Below are 15,803 nucleotides of genomic sequence, written 5' to 3' on the forward strand. Positions count from 1 at the left end.
ATCTGAAGCATGCACGCCGACCGGTGAGCATTCGATGTTGATGTGGCAAAATTTGTCAAAATGACCGAATATATGCACTCTGCTTCCGTCGATCCGATCGAGGTCGTGCGCCGCCATTCGCTGACGACGCTGGTGCGCGACGAGATCGAGCGGCATATCGTCGACGGTACGCTGGCGCCGGGCGACAAACTCAACGAAGCCGATTGGGCGGGGCGGCTGCAGGTGTCGCGCGGGCCGGTACGCGAGGCGTTTCGCGCGCTGGAGCAGGCGGGGCTCGTGCGTACCGAGAAGAATCGCGGTGTGTTCGTGCGGACGGTGTCGCTCGCGGAGGCGGACGAGATTTACGCGGTGCGCGCGGTGCTCGAAGAGGCGGCGTGCCGGATGCTCGCGGCCAGCATCGATGCGGGCAAGCTCGCGTTGCTGCGCGATTGCGTCGATGCGATGCGCGCCGCGCTCGCGTCGCACGACCACGATGCGTATGCCCGCGCGAACGTCGCGTTTCACGATGCGCTGGTCGCGGCGGCGGGTAACACCAAGTTGTACGACACGTATCGCCGGCTCGTCAGCGAGTTGAGCCTGTTTCGACGAGCGGCGCTGGTCGTGGAAGGCGATGCGATGGCGCGCTCGCTCGCCGAGCATCGCGCGATTCTGACCGCGCTTGCGTCGCGCGATGCGGAGCAGGCCGCGCAGTTGATGCGCGCGCATGTGCGGGGCGGCTTGCAGCGCGCCCATGCGGCGTGCGACGCCGCGGGTGATGCGGCGCACGCGCAGCGCATCCCGGCAACCACGGGCGCGGCCGGCTCGCGCGGGCGATGAGGCCTTGGCAATGACAACCCTGTAATGGACAACCACGCGATGACACACCCCGAGCAACGAACGATCGAAGTCAACGGCCGGAGCTATCGGCTGCCTTCGCAGCCGACGGTCGTCGTCTGTGTCGACGGCTGCGAGTTCGAATATCTGGAAGCGGCGGTCGCGGCCGGCGTCGCGCCGTTCATTGGTTCGATGCTGGAGGGCGGCGCGGCGTTTCGCGGCGACTGCGTGATTCCGTCATTCACGAACCCGAACAACCTGTCGATCGTGACCGGCGTATTGCCGTCCGTGCACGGCATCTGCGGCAACTACTTCTGGGACACCGGCGCGAACAACGGGGCGGGCGCCGCGGTGATGATGAACGACCCCGCCTACCTGCGCGCGCCCACGCTGCTCGCGGCCGCCGCCGACGCCGGCGCCGCGGTCGCCGTCGTCACCGCGAAGGACAAACTGCGCGGGCTGCTCGGCTGGCAGTTGAAGGGCATCTGTTTTTCGGCGGAGAAAGCCGACAAGGTGACGGTCGACGAAAACGGCATCGACGACGTGCTCGGTCTGGTCGGTCTACCGTTGCCGGACGTGTATAGCGCGGGGTTGTCGGAATTCGTGTTCGCGTCCGGCGTGCGGCTCGCGCAGACGCGCAAGCTCGACCTGATGTATCTGTCGACGACCGACTATATCCAGCACAAATGGGCGCCCGGCACCGAAGGCGCGAACGCGTTCTACGCGATGATGGACGGCTATCTCGCGAAGCTCGACGCGCTCGGCTGGGTGATCGGCCTCACCGCCGACCACGGCATGAACGCGAAGCACGATCCGCAAACCGGCGAGCCGAACGTGATCTATCTGCAGGACTTGCTCGACGACTGGCTCGGCGCGTCGACCACGCGCGTGATTCTGCCGATCACCGATCCGTACGTCGTGCATCACGGCGCGCTGGGTTCGTTCGCGACCGTCTATCTGCCGCGCGAGCTCGATGCGGCCTCGGTGATTGCGCGGATCGGCCGCCTGCCGGGAATCGAAGTCGTGCTCGACCGAAACGCAGCGTGCGCGCGCTTCGGGCTGCCCGAGGATCGCATCGGCGATCTGGTCGTGATCGGCACGAAGCATGTCGTGCTCGGCACGCGGCGCGACGAGCACGACCTGTCGGGGCTCACCGTGCCGCTGCGCTCGCATGGCGGGATTTCCGAGCAGGAAGTGCCGCTGCTGTTCAACCGGCGGGTTCAGCCGATGGCCAGCGGCAGCGATGGCAAGCGGCTGCGCAACTTCGATATCTTTGATATCGCGCTCAATCACGTGTCGACATCATGAACCCGGTGCTGCGGGACCATCCGGCGTTCCGCGTAGAAGCGCTGCGGCTGGGCGGTGAGCGCGCGACGCGCGACCGCACGCTGGACGTATTCGATCCCTATACCGGCATGCGGGTTGGTACCGTGCCGCTCGCCAGCATGGACGATGTGCGCGCTGCGTTCGACTACGCGCTCGCGTATCGGCCGACGCTGTCGCGCTACGAGCGTTCGCAGATTCTCGAGCGGGCGGCGGTGTTGCTGCGCGAGCGCATCGAACAGGCGTCGGATCTGATCTCGCTGGAGTCGGGGCTGTCGAAGCAGGATTCGCGCTACGAGATCGGCCGCGTCGCCGACGTGTTCCGCTTTGCGTCGTTCGAGGCGTTGCGCGACGACGGTCAGAGTTTCTCGTGCGATCTGACGCCGCATGGCAAGAAGCGTCGCGTTTTCTCGCAGCGCGAACCGCTCGCGGGCGTGATCGTCGCGATTACGCCGTTCAATCATCCGATGAACCAGGTTGCGCACAAGGTCGCGCCGGCCATCGCGACGAATAATCGCGTGGTGGTGAAGCCGTCGGAGAAGGTGCCGCTGTCGGCGCTTTATCTGGCCGATCTGCTGTATGAGGCGGGGCTGCCCGCGCCGATGCTGCAGGTGATGACCGGCGATCCGCGCGAAATCGCCGACGAGTTGATCACGCACGCATCGGTCGAACTCGTTACGTTTACCGGCGGTGTCGCGATCGGCAAATACATCGCGACGAAGGCTGGGTACCGACGCGTCGTGCTGGAGTTGGGCGGCAACGACCCGCTGATCGTGCTCGACGATGCCGATCTCGAGCGTGCGGCGACCCTTGCGGTGCAGGGCTCGTACAAGAACTCGGGGCAGCGCTGCACGGCGGTCAAGCGGATGCTCGTGCAACAGCGCGTCGCGGCGGAGTTCACGGAGCGGGTCGTCGAGAAGACGCGCGCGTGGACGTTCGGCGATCCGTTCGATGCGTCGAACCAGATGGGCACCGTGATCGACGCCGCCGCCGCGCAGCTGTTCGAGGCGCGCGTGAACGAGGCGGTGGCCGCGGGGGCGCGCCTACGCATTGGAAACGAGCGCAGCGGCGCGTTGTATGCGCCGACCGTTCTCGACAACGTCGATCCGTCGATGACGCTCGTGCGCGAGGAAACCTTCGGGCCGGTGTCGCCGATCATCGCGTTCGATACGCTCGACGATGCGATCCGCATCAGCAACGGGACCCCGTTCGGGCTGTCGTCGGGTGTGTGTACGAACCGGCAGGACGCGATCACGCGTTTCATTAACGAGCTGCGCGTGGGCACCGTCAACGTGTGGGAAGTGCCGGGCTATCGGATCGAATTGACGCCGTTCGGCGGCATCAAGGATTCCGGGCTCGGTTACAAGGAAGGCGTTCAGGAAGCGATGAAGAGCTTTACCAATCTGAAGACGTTTTCATTACCTTGGGAGTGACCCGTGGCATTGAGTCTCGATGATATCCGTGTGCTTTTCGAGCGGCACGGCAGCCTCGCATATAGCGGCGAACCGGTGACGCAGCTGGAGCATGCGTTGCAGAGCGGCGCGCTGGCCGACGCGGAGGGCGCGAGCGACGAACTGGTCGCCGCGGCGTTTTTGCACGACCTCGGACATTTGCTGAACCTGCAGGGGGAGACGCCGACGGAACGGGGTGTCGACGATCTGCATCAGTATTTCGCCTTGCCGTTTTTGCGACCGGTGTTGTCGGATGCGGTGCTGGAGCCGATCCGTCTGCACGTAGACGCAAAGCGCTGCCTGTGCGCGATCGACGCCACGTATTTCGGCCAGCTTTCCGCCGATTCGGTGCGAAGCCTCGAATTGCAGGGCGGGATCTTTAGCAGGGAAGAGGCGCAGGCATTTATGCAGAAGCCGTACGCGGAAGACGCGATGCGTTTGCGCCGATGGGACGATCGCGCGAAAGAGAAGGATCGCTCGACGCCGGGGATCGACCATTATTTGGCCGTCGTCGAACGGGCGATGCGCGCGCATGAGACTGCGTGAGTCGAGGTGTTTTTGGGGCGCGGCAGGGTGCGCGCGGAGCGTCAAAATATCGCTTGCAAGTCGGGATGGCGGCGACTAGAATTCCGCTCTTTCGTGCTCCGGACGCCGGGGCGCGGGGAAGCGGGAAGCCTTTGCTGGCGAGGGCTCCGGCGGCGTGGGCAGGTTAAGCAAGTGATAAAAACCTGTTGACGATCCGGCGGAAGTTCTCCATAATCTCGCTTCTCTGCTGCAGACGCAGCGACGCAAACGAAGCGGTGCCGGGTGGTGGTTCAGGCGCAGCGGGTTTCGCGGATCGATCTTTAAAAACTAACAGCCGATAAGTGTGGGCGCTTGATGCGGAATGCGGCGGCGGATTCTTCGGAGTCTGCCGCAAGGCAAAAGTATCAGAAGCCTCACACAGTATTAGAGGAAGGTTTGTCTGTCGAAAGACGGATCAATCATCGTCAGTACGTTGAGTGAGCGACCGGTTCGTAACTGAACCGAAAACAGTAACAGGTTTGAACTGAAGAGTTTGATCCTGGCTCAGATTGAACGCTGGCGGCATGCCTTACACATGCAAGTCGAACGGCAGCACGGACTTCGGTCTGGTGGCGAGTGGCGAACGGGTGAGTAATACATCGGAACGTGTCCTGGAGTGGGGGATAGCCCGGCGAAAGCCGGATTAATACCGCATACGCTCTGTGGAGGAAAGCGGGGGATCTTTCGGGACCTCGCGCTCAAGGGGCGGCCGATGGCAGATTAGGTAGTTGGTGGGGTAAAGGCCTACCAAGCCGACGATCTGTAGCTGGTCTGAGAGGACGACCAGCCACACTGGGACTGAGACACGGCCCAGACTCCTACGGGAGGCAGCAGTGGGGAATTTTGGACAATGGGCGCAAGCCTGATCCAGCAATGCCGCGTGTGTGAAGAAGGCCTTCGGGTTGTAAAGCACTTTTGTCCGGAAAGAAAACCTCTGGGTTAATACCCCGGGGGGATGACGGTACCGGAAGAATAAGCACCGGCTAACTACGTGCCAGCAGCCGCGGTAATACGTAGGGTGCGAGCGTTAATCGGAATTACTGGGCGTAAAGCGTGCGCAGGCGGTGCTGTAAGACCGATGTGAAATCCCCGGGCTTAACCTGGGAACTGCATTGGTGACTGCAGCGCTGGAGTATGGCAGAGGGGGGTGGAATTCCACGTGTAGCAGTGAAATGCGTAGAGATGTGGAGGAACACCGATGGCGAAGGCAGCCCCCTGGGCCAATACTGACGCTCATGCACGAAAGCGTGGGGAGCAAACAGGATTAGATACCCTGGTAGTCCACGCCCTAAACGATGTCAACTGGTTGTCGGGCCTTCATTGGCTTGGTAACGTAGCTAACGCGTGAAGTTGACCGCCTGGGGAGTACGGTCGCAAGATTAAAACTCAAAGGAATTGACGGGGACCCGCACAAGCGGTGGATGATGTGGATTAATTCGATGCAACGCGAAAAACCTTACCTACCCTTGACATGGATGGAATCCTGGTGAGAGCTGGGAGTGCCCGAAAGGGAGCCATCACACAGGTGCTGCATGGCTGTCGTCAGCTCGTGTCGTGAGATGTTGGGTTAAGTCCCGCAACGAGCGCAACCCTTGTCCCTAGTTGCTACGCAAGAGCACTCCAGGGAGACTGCCGGTGACAAACCGGAGGAAGGTGGGGATGACGTCAAGTCCTCATGGCCCTTATGGGTAGGGCTTCACACGTCATACAATGGTCGGAACAGAGGGTTGCCAAGCCGCGAGGTGGAGCCAATCCCAGAAAACCGATCGTAGTCCGGATCGCACTCTGCAACTCGAGTGCGTGAAGCTGGAATCGCTAGTAATCGCGGATCAGCATGCCGCGGTGAATACGTTCCCGGGTCTTGTACACACCGCCCGTCACACCATGGGAGTGGGTTTTACCAGAAGTGGCTAGTCTAACCGCAAGGAGGACGGTCACCACGGTAGGATTCATGACTGGGGTGAAGTCGTAACAAGGTAGCCGTATCGGAAGGTGCGGCTGGATCACCTCCTTTCCAGAGCTATGCATTCCTTGCACTCAAGTGCTCACGCTTATCGGCTGTAGTTTGGTAGAAGCAACGCAGACAGACTCAGGGGTCTGTAGCTCAGTCGGTTAGAGCACCGTCTTGATAAGGCGGGGGTCGATGGTTCGAATCCATCCAGACCCACCACTGTCTTGTCTGGTGAGCTGGTCGGGTGAAACCTCTGGAGTGTGTGTTGTGTGAGACTGGGGGATTAGCTCAGCTGGGAGAGCACCTGCTTTGCAAGCAGGGGGTCGTCGGTTCGATCCCGTCATCCTCCACCAATCCTCAATGCGCAGGGTTCTGCATGAAGGCAGAGCGTTGCGCATTGGCGATTGAGCCAGTCAGAGCGGTACACGATCAAATCGTGATATCGGCTGTCGTTCTTTAACAATCAGGAAGAAGTAGTAAAGAGATTCACGAAAGCGTACCTGGAGATGGGTGCGTGAGTAGGTGAATCAGGGTTGTGATTGTATCGATGTATTTTAAGGGAATCGAGAGATTGCCTTTGGAATACGGCGCAACACGAATACTCAACCTGTAGCGGCATGTGATCTGCGGTGAGCAATCATTGAGACACACCCGTTATAGGGTCAAGCGAACAAGTGCATGTGGTGGATGCCTTGGCGATCACAGGCGATGAAGGACGCGGTAGCCTGCGAAAAGCTCCGGGGAGCTGGCAAACGAGCTTTGATCCGGAGATGTCCGAATGGGGAAACCCACTCCTAATGGAGTATCCATGACTGAATCCATAGGTCATGTGAAGCGAACGCGGTGAACTGAAACATCTAAGTAACCGCAGGAAAAGAAATCAACCGAGATTCCCAAAGTAGTGGCGAGCGAAATGGGATCAGCCTGTACTCTTTATTCTCATTGTTAGTCGAACGCTCTGGAAAGTGCGGCCATAGCAGGTGATAGCCCTGTAGACGAAAACAGCGGGAAAGAACTGGGTGTACGACAAGTAGGGCGGGACACGTGAAATCCTGTCTGAAGATGGGGGGACCATCCTCCAAGGCTAAATACTCGTGATCGACCGATAGTGAACCAGTACCGTGAGGGAAAGGCGAAAAGAACCCCGGGAGGGGAGTGAAACAGATCCTGAAACCGCATGCATACAAACAGTCGGAGCCTCGTAAGGGGTGACGGCGTACCTTTTGTATAATGGGTCAGCGACTTACATTCAGTGGCGAGCTTAACCGATTAGGGCAGGCGTAGCGAAAGCGAGTCCGAACAGGGCGTCCAGTCGCTGGGTGTAGACCCGAAACCAGGTGATCTATCCATGGCCAGGTTGAAGGCACGGTAACACGTGCTGGAGGACCGAACCCACTAACGTTGAAAAGTTAGGGGATGAGCTGTGGATAGGGGTGAAAGGCTAAACAAACCTGGAAATAGCTGGTTCTCTCCGAAAACTATTTAGGTAGTGCCTCGTGTATCACCTTCGGGGGTAGAGCACTGTCATGGTTGTGGGGTCCATTGCGGATTACTTCGCCATAGCAAACTCCGAATACCGAAGAGTGCAATCACGGGAGACAGACATCGGGTGCTAACGTCCGGTGTCAAGAGGGAAACAACCCAGACCGCCAGCTAAGGTCCCCAAATATGGCTAAGTGGGAAACGAAGTGGGAAGGCTAAAACAGTCAGGAGGTTGGCTTAGAAGCAGCCACCCTTTAAAGAAAGCGTAATAGCTCACTGATCGAGTCGTCCTGCGCGGAAGATGTAACGGGGCTAAGCCATATACCGAAGCTGCGGATGCACATTAATGTGCATGGTAGGAGAGCGTTCCGTAAGCCTGCGAAGGTGCACTGGAAAGTGTGCTGGAGGTATCGGAAGTGCGAATGCTGACATGAGTAGCGATAAAGGGGGTGAAAGGCCCCCTCGCCGTAAGCCCAAGGTTTCCTACGCAACGTTCATCGGCGTAGGGTGAGTCGGCCCCTAAGGCGAGGCAGAAATGCGTAGCTGATGGGAAGCAGATTAATATTTCTGCACCATTGTGAAATGCGATGGGGGGACGGATCGCGGAAGGTTGTCCGGGTGTTGGAAGTCCCGGTCGCTGCATTGGAGAGGGTGCCCTGGCAAATCCGGGCACAGGACTCAAGGGTGTGGCGCGAGCTTCTTCGGAAGCGAAGCAACTGGAAGGGGTTCCAGGAAAAGCCTCTAAGCTTCAGTTTCACAGTGACCGTACCGCAAACCGACACAGGTGGGCGAGATGAGTATTCTAAGGCGCTTGAGAGAACTCGGGAGAAGGAACTCGGCAAATTGGTACCGTAACTTCGGGATAAGGTACGCCCTGGTAGCTTGACTGGCCTGCGCCAGAAGGGTGAAAGGGTTGCAATAAACTGGTGGCTGCGACTGTTTAATAAAAACACAGCACTCTGCAAACACGAAAGTGGACGTATAGGGTGTGACGCCTGCCCGGTGCCGGAAGATTAAATGATGGGGTGCAAGCTCCTGATTGAAGTCCCGGTAAACGGCGGCCGTAACTATAACGGTCCTAAGGTAGCGAAATTCCTTGTCGGGTAAGTTCCGACCTGCACGAATGGCGTAACGATGGCCACACTGTCTCCTCCCGAGACTCAGCGAAGTTGAAGTGTTTGTGATGATGCAATCTCCCCGCGGCTAGACGGAAAGACCCCATGAACCTTTACTGTAGCTTTGCATTGGACTTTGAACCGGTCTGTGTAGGATAGGTGGGAGGCTATGAAGCGTGAACGCCAGTTTGCGTGGAGCCGTCCTTGAAATACCACCCTGATCTGTTTGAGGTTCTAACCTTGGTCCGTAATCCGGATCGGGGACAGTGCATGGTAGGCAGTTTGACTGGGGCGGTCTCCTCCCAAAGTGTAACGGAGGAGTACGAAGGTACGCTAGGTACGGTCGGAAATCGTGCTGATAGTGCAATGGCATAAGCGTGCTTGACTGTGAGACTGACAAGTCGAACAGGTGCGAAAGCAGGTCATAGTGATCCGGTGGTTCTGTATGGAAGGGCCATCGCTCAACGGATAAAAGGTACTCTGGGGATAACAGGCTGATACCGCCCAAGAGTTCATATCGACGGCGGTGTTTGGCACCTCGATGTCGGCTCATCTCATCCTGGGGCTGTAGCCGGTCCCAAGGGTATGGCTGTTCGCCATTTAAAGAGGTACGTGAGCTGGGTTTAAAACGTCGTGAGACAGTTTGGTCCCTATCTGCCGTGGGCGCTGGATATTTGAAGGGGGCTGCTCCTAGTACGAGAGGACCGGAGTGGACGAACCTCTGGTGTACCGGTTGTCACGCCAGTGGCATCGCCGGGTAGCTATGTTCGGAAGAGATAACCGCTGAAAGCATCTAAGCGGGAAACTCGCCTTAAGATGAGATATCCCCGGGGCTTCGAGCCCCTTGAAGGGTCGTTCAAGACCAGGACGTTGATAGGTCAGGTGTGCACGTACAGTAATGTACTGAGCTAACTGATACTAATTGCCCGTAAGGCTTGATCCTATAACAGGTGTGTCTCGATAACCGTCAGCGCTTCAGCGCTTACGGGTGTCCGATCCCCGAAGGGGATGAAGACATGCCGGTTGAGATCGGTGTTGTGCCAGAAACAACACAACCCCACACACGAATCCTTTACGCTTCTTCCCGATTGGCTGTGGCGCCGGGTTGACCCCAACCTGAGAGCGACGCAGCAACCCGTCATGCCTGATGACCATAGCGAGTCGGTCCCACCCCTTCCCATCCCGAACAGGACCGTGAAACGACTCCACGCCGATGATAGTGCGGATTGCCCGTGTGAAAGTAGGTAATCGTCAGGCTCCTCCAAAGCCAGAAACCCCACCCCCAGCGGTGGGGTTTTTGCGTTTACGCGTCGAAATCACAAGCAAGGTCCTCGACCGAGCGCAAACAATCAGCGTGGCCGGACGCCGTTGCCGGCCATTGACAAAAGTAGCCTGTTTATCGACGGCTCAATAATGTCGCCTACAAAGATACGCCTGCCGCGCCAACGGCGCTCTTGTGTCTGGGTGTTGAGTTTGAACACTTCCATGAGCGCCACCCGCAAAGGCCCTGAACCGCTCGCCGCACAAGTTCAGGCTGCCTAGCTGCGAGTTCATAGACGTACCGGTGTCGGCACCTCCTGAGTGACAGGGACAACTCCACCCATCTGCACGGGGTCATCTACAGATCCCATTCGCCCGACGTCGGCAAGCAATGCTTCGTCGCGCGCAATCACCTTTGGCAGATGCGAGCGCAAGAATTCGACCCACGTGCGCGTCTTTGCATCGATGAATTTGCGCGACGGATAGAGCGCGTAAACCGTTGTCTTTTGCAGCGTATATTCCGGCAACACGCGTACCAGCGTGCCATCGCGCAACCCTGAAATGGCCGCGTAGAGCGGCACCATACCGATGCCCATGCCTTCGCGGATCGCCACGATCAGTGATTCGGCGATGTTCACATGCACGGGTCCGTCGACTTCCATCAATTCACTACCGTTCGGGCCGTCGAGCGTCCATTCATGTGGCGGGAACGCTGGCGTATGAAGGATCAGACATTCGTGATGCGCAAGGTCACCCGGTTCTTGCGGCGCGCCGTGCGCGCGCACGTAAGCCGGCGATGCGCACAGGATGCTAAACGTCGTCCCCAGCGGAAATGATACGAGGTCCGAATTCGGCAGCATCGATGCGCCGATCACGGCCACATCGGCGCTGCCCTCGAACAGATCGGGCATGCGCTGCGACAGCGTCAACTCGACGGTCACATCCGGATAAAGCTCGCGATAACGCGAAATAGCCGGCAGAACGTAGTGCTGGCCGATGCTCGCAAAGCTATGCATGCGCAGCGCGCCGGTTGGTCGCTCGTGTGCGCAACTGGCTTCTTCTTCCGCAATATCGACATCCGCGAGAATCTGCTGCGACCGCTTCAGATAGCGCTCGCCGGCGGTGGTCAGCGCAAGCCGACGCGTCGATCGATTCAGCAGGCGCGTGCGCAGATGTGCTTCAAGTTCGGAGACGGCACGAGACATCGCGCCGGTAGTTGAATTGAGCGACTGCGCGGCCGCGGTGAAGCTACCGGCTTCCACCACGCGCACGAACACTCGCATATTTTGTAGCGTGTCCATCAAACCTTCTGTTTCATGACCAGGATCATATTTTCCGTCAGTCCCAGAACACTATTGTTGTCCGTTCTGGAACAGATGTTCTGCACCCGTCGTCTTAATGCGTGCAACAGGGACTCCTACAATCGGCGCCTCGCCTATCGGTGTCAGCGATTCTGCCCGGAGGCTCTCTCAGCGACCACGTGGGGTGCACTGTTTTCAGATGAAACCCGATCATGCGATCGAAGCGTCGGCCGATTTCTTCGGTCCGCGCGGCGTGATGCGGCAACGACTCCGCCGAGCCAAATTCATTCGGGCCGTGCGCGACTGGGCCAGCAGCGACGGTCTGACCTGGCTTCATCTGCTGAAGACGGTCGCCGCCGGTCTGCTGGCGCTGGGCATCGCGATGCTGCTCGATCTGCCGCAGCCGCGCATTGCAATGACCACTGTCTTTGTGTTGATGCAACCGTTCAGCGGCATGGTGCTCGCGAAGAGCTTCTACCGGATTCTCGGAACGGCAGTAGGGACCGTGGCCGCGCTCGTGCTCGGCGGCCTGTTCGCTCAGCAGCCCGAACTGTACATGCTCGGCATGATCGCGTGGGTGAGCGCCTGTATTGCTGCGGCGGTCCGGTATCGGCATTTCAGATGGTACGGTTTTGTGCTCGCGGGTTACACCGCCGCGCTGATCGGCATCCCGAACGTGACGACCCCCGAGGGACTATTCCTCGCCGCCCTCGCGCGTGCGGCGGAAGTGGCGGTTGGCATCGTGTGTTCGAGCGCGGTCAGCGCATTGCTTCTGCCACAGCGCTCGAGCCTTGCGCTACGACGTAACCTACAGGTCAGGTACGCGAATTTTACTGCCTTTGCTGTCGATGTGCTCGCACGCGGGTTCGAGCGCAATCAGTTCGAACGGCGTTTCGCGGATTTTGTCGATGAAATCGCTGGCTTCGAAGCAACCCGTACGTTCGTCGCCTTCGAAGATCCGGCGATGCGCTCGCGCAGTGCGCATCTGGCGCGTCTGAATAGCGAATTCATGGATGCATGCGCGCGTCTGCACGCGCTGAATCAGTTGCTCAAACGGTTGCGTGCGAGCGGCGCTGTGTCGATACTCGCGGCCGTCGGTCCGTACTTGGACCAACTGGGAGCCTTGTTGGAAGCTCGAGCTGAAGCGGGCGCCGAAGCCTCGCACGCAGCAGCCGACCTGCGCCTCTTTCGACAGAACCTGCCACGCCGGGTACGCGAATCGAGGCGGCCACTCGAAGCCGCGTCCGCGGAATCGCTTGCGGACTTCGACACGACAGCCGAATTGCTGTATCGATTCGTCGGCGAATGGATAAATTATTCGCAAACGTATGCGAGCTTGTGGCGCAAATCGGAAAGCCGGCAGCAAAGGCTGCGACGCAGCTCAAGTCCACAAAAGAGCCACTGCACGAGCGGACCTGTCAGCCGCACGAACCACTTCGCCGTATTGTTCACGTTTCTGCGCTCGGCTGTCGTCATCGGGATCGCCGGTGCATTCTGGATCGCGACCAACTGGCCGAGCGGCGGCCTTGCCGTGATCGGCGCAACGCTGGTCTGTGCGTTGACGTCCACCGCGCCAAGCGCGACCAGAATGGCCTTCCAGATGGCGATCGGGGCGGTGCTCGCGACGTTGGCCGGCTACGTGTTCATGTGCTACGTGTATCCGAACATCGATGGCTTTCCGCTGCTTTGCGCGGCACTCTCGCCGGTGCTCGCGCTCGGTGCATTCATCGCGACACGTCGCGGCGCGGCGGGGTTCGGCATCGGTTTTTCGGTGTTCTTCTGTCTGCTGGCCGGGCCTGACAATGTCGTCAGCTACGCGCCCGATCTGCTGATCAACAACGGCATCGCGCTGACCGCGTCGATGTTGCTCGCGGCTGTTGCATTCGCGGTGGTTTTTCCCGCCGATATGCGCTGGCTGATCGACCGGATCATGGGCGACCTGCGAGCGCAAACGGTGTCGGCATGCAAGGACGGCCTGCCGGGTCTGAACCGACGTTTCCAGGCGGGCACGCACGATCTGACTTCACAACTACGCGTGCTGTTGACGCACCGATCACGGCGACGGCGCGACGCACTTCGCTGGATGCTCGCGACGATCGAGGTAGGTCACGCCGTCATCGATCTGCGCAACGAAGCCGCACGCGCCGATTATGCCGACATCCTTCAGCCGCGCTGGCGCAGCGTGATCGAACACACCTGCGACGATCTCGCCCGGCTCTTCGAACGCCCCGGTCCGGGTTCGCTCGAACGCGCACTCGCCGCCGTGCGCTCGGCCACCTGGCTCGCGCAAGACATGCTGCGGACAGTGCATGCCGAGCGCGACCGGCGTCACGATCTGCAGCGCATCTTGAGCTGCCTGCACTTCATTCGGAGCGCGTTGCTGGACAAGGACGCGCCGTTCAATCGTCGCTGACAAGGCTTCGTGGATCTTTCTGCCAAATGGAAAGATCTCTTCCGGCCGACCCCATTAATCCGCATTGGTGACGGTCATATAGTGCCGTCACTGCCTCGCAGAAGGCGTCGCAGTAGTCGTACTCCTGGAGAAAGAGATGAAAGTCTTGAAGTTGGTCCTGATCGCCTGTTCTTTGTCCACTGCTGCCGCCGCCTATGCACAGACGGCGCCGGCCGCGCCGGACCAGCAGGTTGCGCAGGCGGATAGCCACTGCGCCGATAAGGGGGCCGCGCGCAAGCATGCGGAAGCGCCGAAAGCGAAAGCCGACGAATGCGTTGGCCCGATGAGCTTCTGCAACATCTTCTTCGGCAGCTGATTCCGGCTGCTTCACGCGCAACAACCTGTCGCGGACCCTGTCACGCGACCCAACACCTGCTCGCGACGCCGTCCGACCGAGACGCCGCGGCGGGTGCGGCTACCGGCTATTGAGCGAAGCACACCGCAGACGTGCGCACCAGTAGACGGAGCTGGCGACTATGGAGAGACTCCCTTTCATGTACGAAGACCGAATTCGCTGCGCCGCGCTGCGCGGAAAAATCACCACGGCCGCCGTCGCGGCACTCCTGATTCACGACGGCATGCGCGTTGGCGCAAGCGGTTTCACGCGTGCGGGCGACGCGAAGGCCGTGCCGGTCGCGCTTGCCGAGCGTGCACGCCAGCTGGGCGAGCCGCTGCGCATCACGTTGATGACGGGCGCCTCGCTCGGTCATGACGTCGACCGCATGCTGACCGAAGCGCACGTGCTCGCGCGCCGTCTGCCGTTTCAGGTGGACAAGACGCTGCGCGATGCAATCAATCGCGGCGAAGTGATGTTCGTCGATCAGCATCTGTCCGAGACCGTCGAGATGCTGCGGGCGAACCAGCTCGGCAGGCTCGATGTCGCGATCATCGAAGCCGCCGCGATCACGGAGAGCGGCGGTATCGTGCCGACAACTTCAGTCGGCAATTCGGCGAGCTTCGCGATTCTCGCGGACAAGGTCATCGTCGAGATCAATCTTGCGCAGCCGCTCGAACTCGAAGGCTTGCACGACATCTGGATTCCGGGGCGCCGGCCGCATCGCGAGCCGCTGCCGATCGTGCGCGCGCAGGATCGCGTCGGCACACCCGCGATCGACATTCCGCCCGAGAAAATCGCGGCGATCGTGATCACGGACATGGCCGACAGCCCCTCCACGGTGCTGCCCGCGGATCGGGAAACCGCGTTGATCGCCGGCCACTTGATCGAATTTTTCCAGCACGAAGTCACGCGTGGCCGCATGCCGAAGCAGTTGCCGCCGCTGCAGGCGGGCATCGGTACGATCGCTAACGCGGTGCTGGCGGGCTTCGTCGATTCGCCTTTCGATGTGTTCGAAATCTATTCAGAAGTCTTGCAGGATTCGACGTTCGATTTGATGGACGCCGGCAAGGTTGCGTTCGCGTCCGGCGCGTCGATCACCTTGTCGGCCGCGCGGCAGGCGCAGGTGTTCGGCGATATCGAGCGTTATCGCGACCGGCTCGTGCTGCGTCCGCAGGAAGTCAGCAATCATCCCGAGGTGATTCGGCGGCTCGGTCTGATCGCGCTCAATACCGCGCTCGAATTCGATATCTACGGTAACGTCAATTCGACGCATGTCGGCGGCACGCACATGATGAACGGCATCGGCGGCTCGGGCGACTTTGCGCGCAATGCGTCGTGCGCGGTGTTCGCGACCAAGTCGACCGCGAAAGACGACCGAATCTCGAGCATCGTGCCGATGGTGCCGCATTGCGACCACAACGAACACGACGTCGACGTCGTCGTCACCGAGCAAGGCCTCGCCGACCTGCGCGGCCTCGCACCTCGCGAACGTGCGACGCTGATCATCGAGCATTGCGTACACCCGCGGTATCGCGAACTGTTGCGCGACTACTACCGCGATGCGTTGCGTTGGGGAGGGCAGACACCGCATTGCCTCGACCAGGCATTTGCATGGCATACGCGGCTTCGCGATACGGGCTCGATGCTGCCGGCCTGATCCGCAACGGCCGCAGCGCACACCATCGCCGCGATAAAAGCAGCAGAAACAGGCAACAAAAAAGCGCCAGCGGCACGAACCCGCTGGCGCTTGATGA

The 15,803-nt window shown here is 60.0% G+C and carries 8 protein-coding genes, 2 tRNA genes and 3 rRNA genes; 12 read left to right on the forward strand and 1 reads right to left on the reverse strand.

The genetic code is table 11. The features are described from left to right. Positions 1-60 precede the first annotated feature (60 nt). From BC1002_RS18160 to rrf, 9 genes are all read left to right on the forward strand, one after another. Positions 61-816 carry a phosphonate utilization associated transcriptional regulator gene (locus BC1002_RS18160; protein ID WP_013091455.1) on the forward strand — a complete coding sequence of 252 codons (756 nt, stop codon included), beginning with the start codon at positions 61-63 and terminating at the stop codon, positions 814-816. 39 nt (positions 817-855) lie between these two features. Continuing rightward, on the forward strand, positions 856-2,121 hold the full coding sequence (gene phnA, locus BC1002_RS18165; RefSeq protein WP_013091456.1) for a phosphonoacetate hydrolase: 1,266 nt from the start codon (positions 856-858) through the stop codon (positions 2,119-2,121). Then, positions 2,118-3,569: a phosphonoacetaldehyde dehydrogenase gene (gene phnY / locus BC1002_RS18170; RefSeq protein WP_013091457.1), complete on the forward strand. Its 1,452-nt coding sequence runs from the start codon at positions 2,118-2,120 to the stop codon at positions 3,567-3,569. Before phnA ends, phnY begins: the two co-directional genes overlap by 4 nt. Positions 3,570-3,572: 3 nt before the next feature. After that, a complete protein-coding gene (locus BC1002_RS18175; protein ID WP_013091458.1) occupies positions 3,573-4,133 on the forward strand; it encodes a phosphonate degradation HD-domain oxygenase in 561 nt (186 codons plus the stop codon). Between the two features lie 499 nt (positions 4,134-4,632). After that, positions 4,633-6,165 (forward strand): 16S ribosomal RNA (locus BC1002_RS18180). A gap of 79 nt (positions 6,166-6,244) precedes the next feature. Then, positions 6,245-6,321, forward strand: a tRNA-Ile gene (locus BC1002_RS18185). A 58-nt stretch (positions 6,322-6,379) separates the two neighbouring features. Beyond that, positions 6,380-6,455, forward strand: a tRNA-Ala gene (locus BC1002_RS18190). 307 nt (positions 6,456-6,762) lie between these two features. Next, positions 6,763-9,642: ribosomal RNA gene (locus tag BC1002_RS18195) — 23S ribosomal RNA — on the forward strand. Between the two features lie 200 nt (positions 9,643-9,842). Further along, a 5S ribosomal RNA gene (rrf, locus tag BC1002_RS18200) occupies positions 9,843-9,956 on the forward strand. Together the 16S, 23S and 5S rRNA genes with 2 tRNA genes alongside form the textbook arrangement of a ribosomal RNA operon. Before the next feature lie 293 nt (positions 9,957-10,249). On the opposite strand, the gene BC1002_RS18205 is transcribed toward rrf, so the two are convergent. Then, positions 10,250-11,260, reverse strand: coding sequence for a LysR family transcriptional regulator (locus BC1002_RS18205; protein ID WP_013091459.1), 1,011 nt, complete (start codon positions 11,258-11,260; stop codon positions 10,250-10,252). A gap of 199 nt (positions 11,261-11,459) precedes the next feature. Between BC1002_RS18205 and BC1002_RS18210 the strand changes: the two genes are divergently transcribed. The 3 genes from BC1002_RS18210 to BC1002_RS18220 all read left to right on the forward strand — a co-directional run bounded on the left by BC1002_RS18210 (position 11,460) and on the right by BC1002_RS18220 (position 15,706). Further along, positions 11,460-13,673 carry an FUSC family protein gene (locus tag BC1002_RS18210; protein WP_013091460.1) on the forward strand — a complete coding sequence of 738 codons (2,214 nt, stop codon included), beginning with the start codon at positions 11,460-11,462 and terminating at the stop codon, positions 13,671-13,673. A gap of 136 nt (positions 13,674-13,809) precedes the next feature. After that, complete coding sequence (locus tag BC1002_RS18215; protein ID WP_013091461.1) at positions 13,810-14,028, forward strand: hypothetical protein; 219 nt, start codon at positions 13,810-13,812, stop codon at positions 14,026-14,028. A gap of 178 nt (positions 14,029-14,206) precedes the next feature. Further along, positions 14,207-15,706: an acetyl-CoA hydrolase/transferase family protein gene (locus BC1002_RS18220; protein WP_041734943.1), complete on the forward strand. Its 1,500-nt coding sequence runs from the start codon at positions 14,207-14,209 to the stop codon at positions 15,704-15,706. Positions 15,707-15,803 lie beyond the last annotated feature (97 nt).

This window comes from Paraburkholderia atlantica (assembly GCF_000092885.1).
GTDB lineage: Bacteria > Pseudomonadota > Gammaproteobacteria > Burkholderiales > Burkholderiaceae > Paraburkholderia > Paraburkholderia atlantica.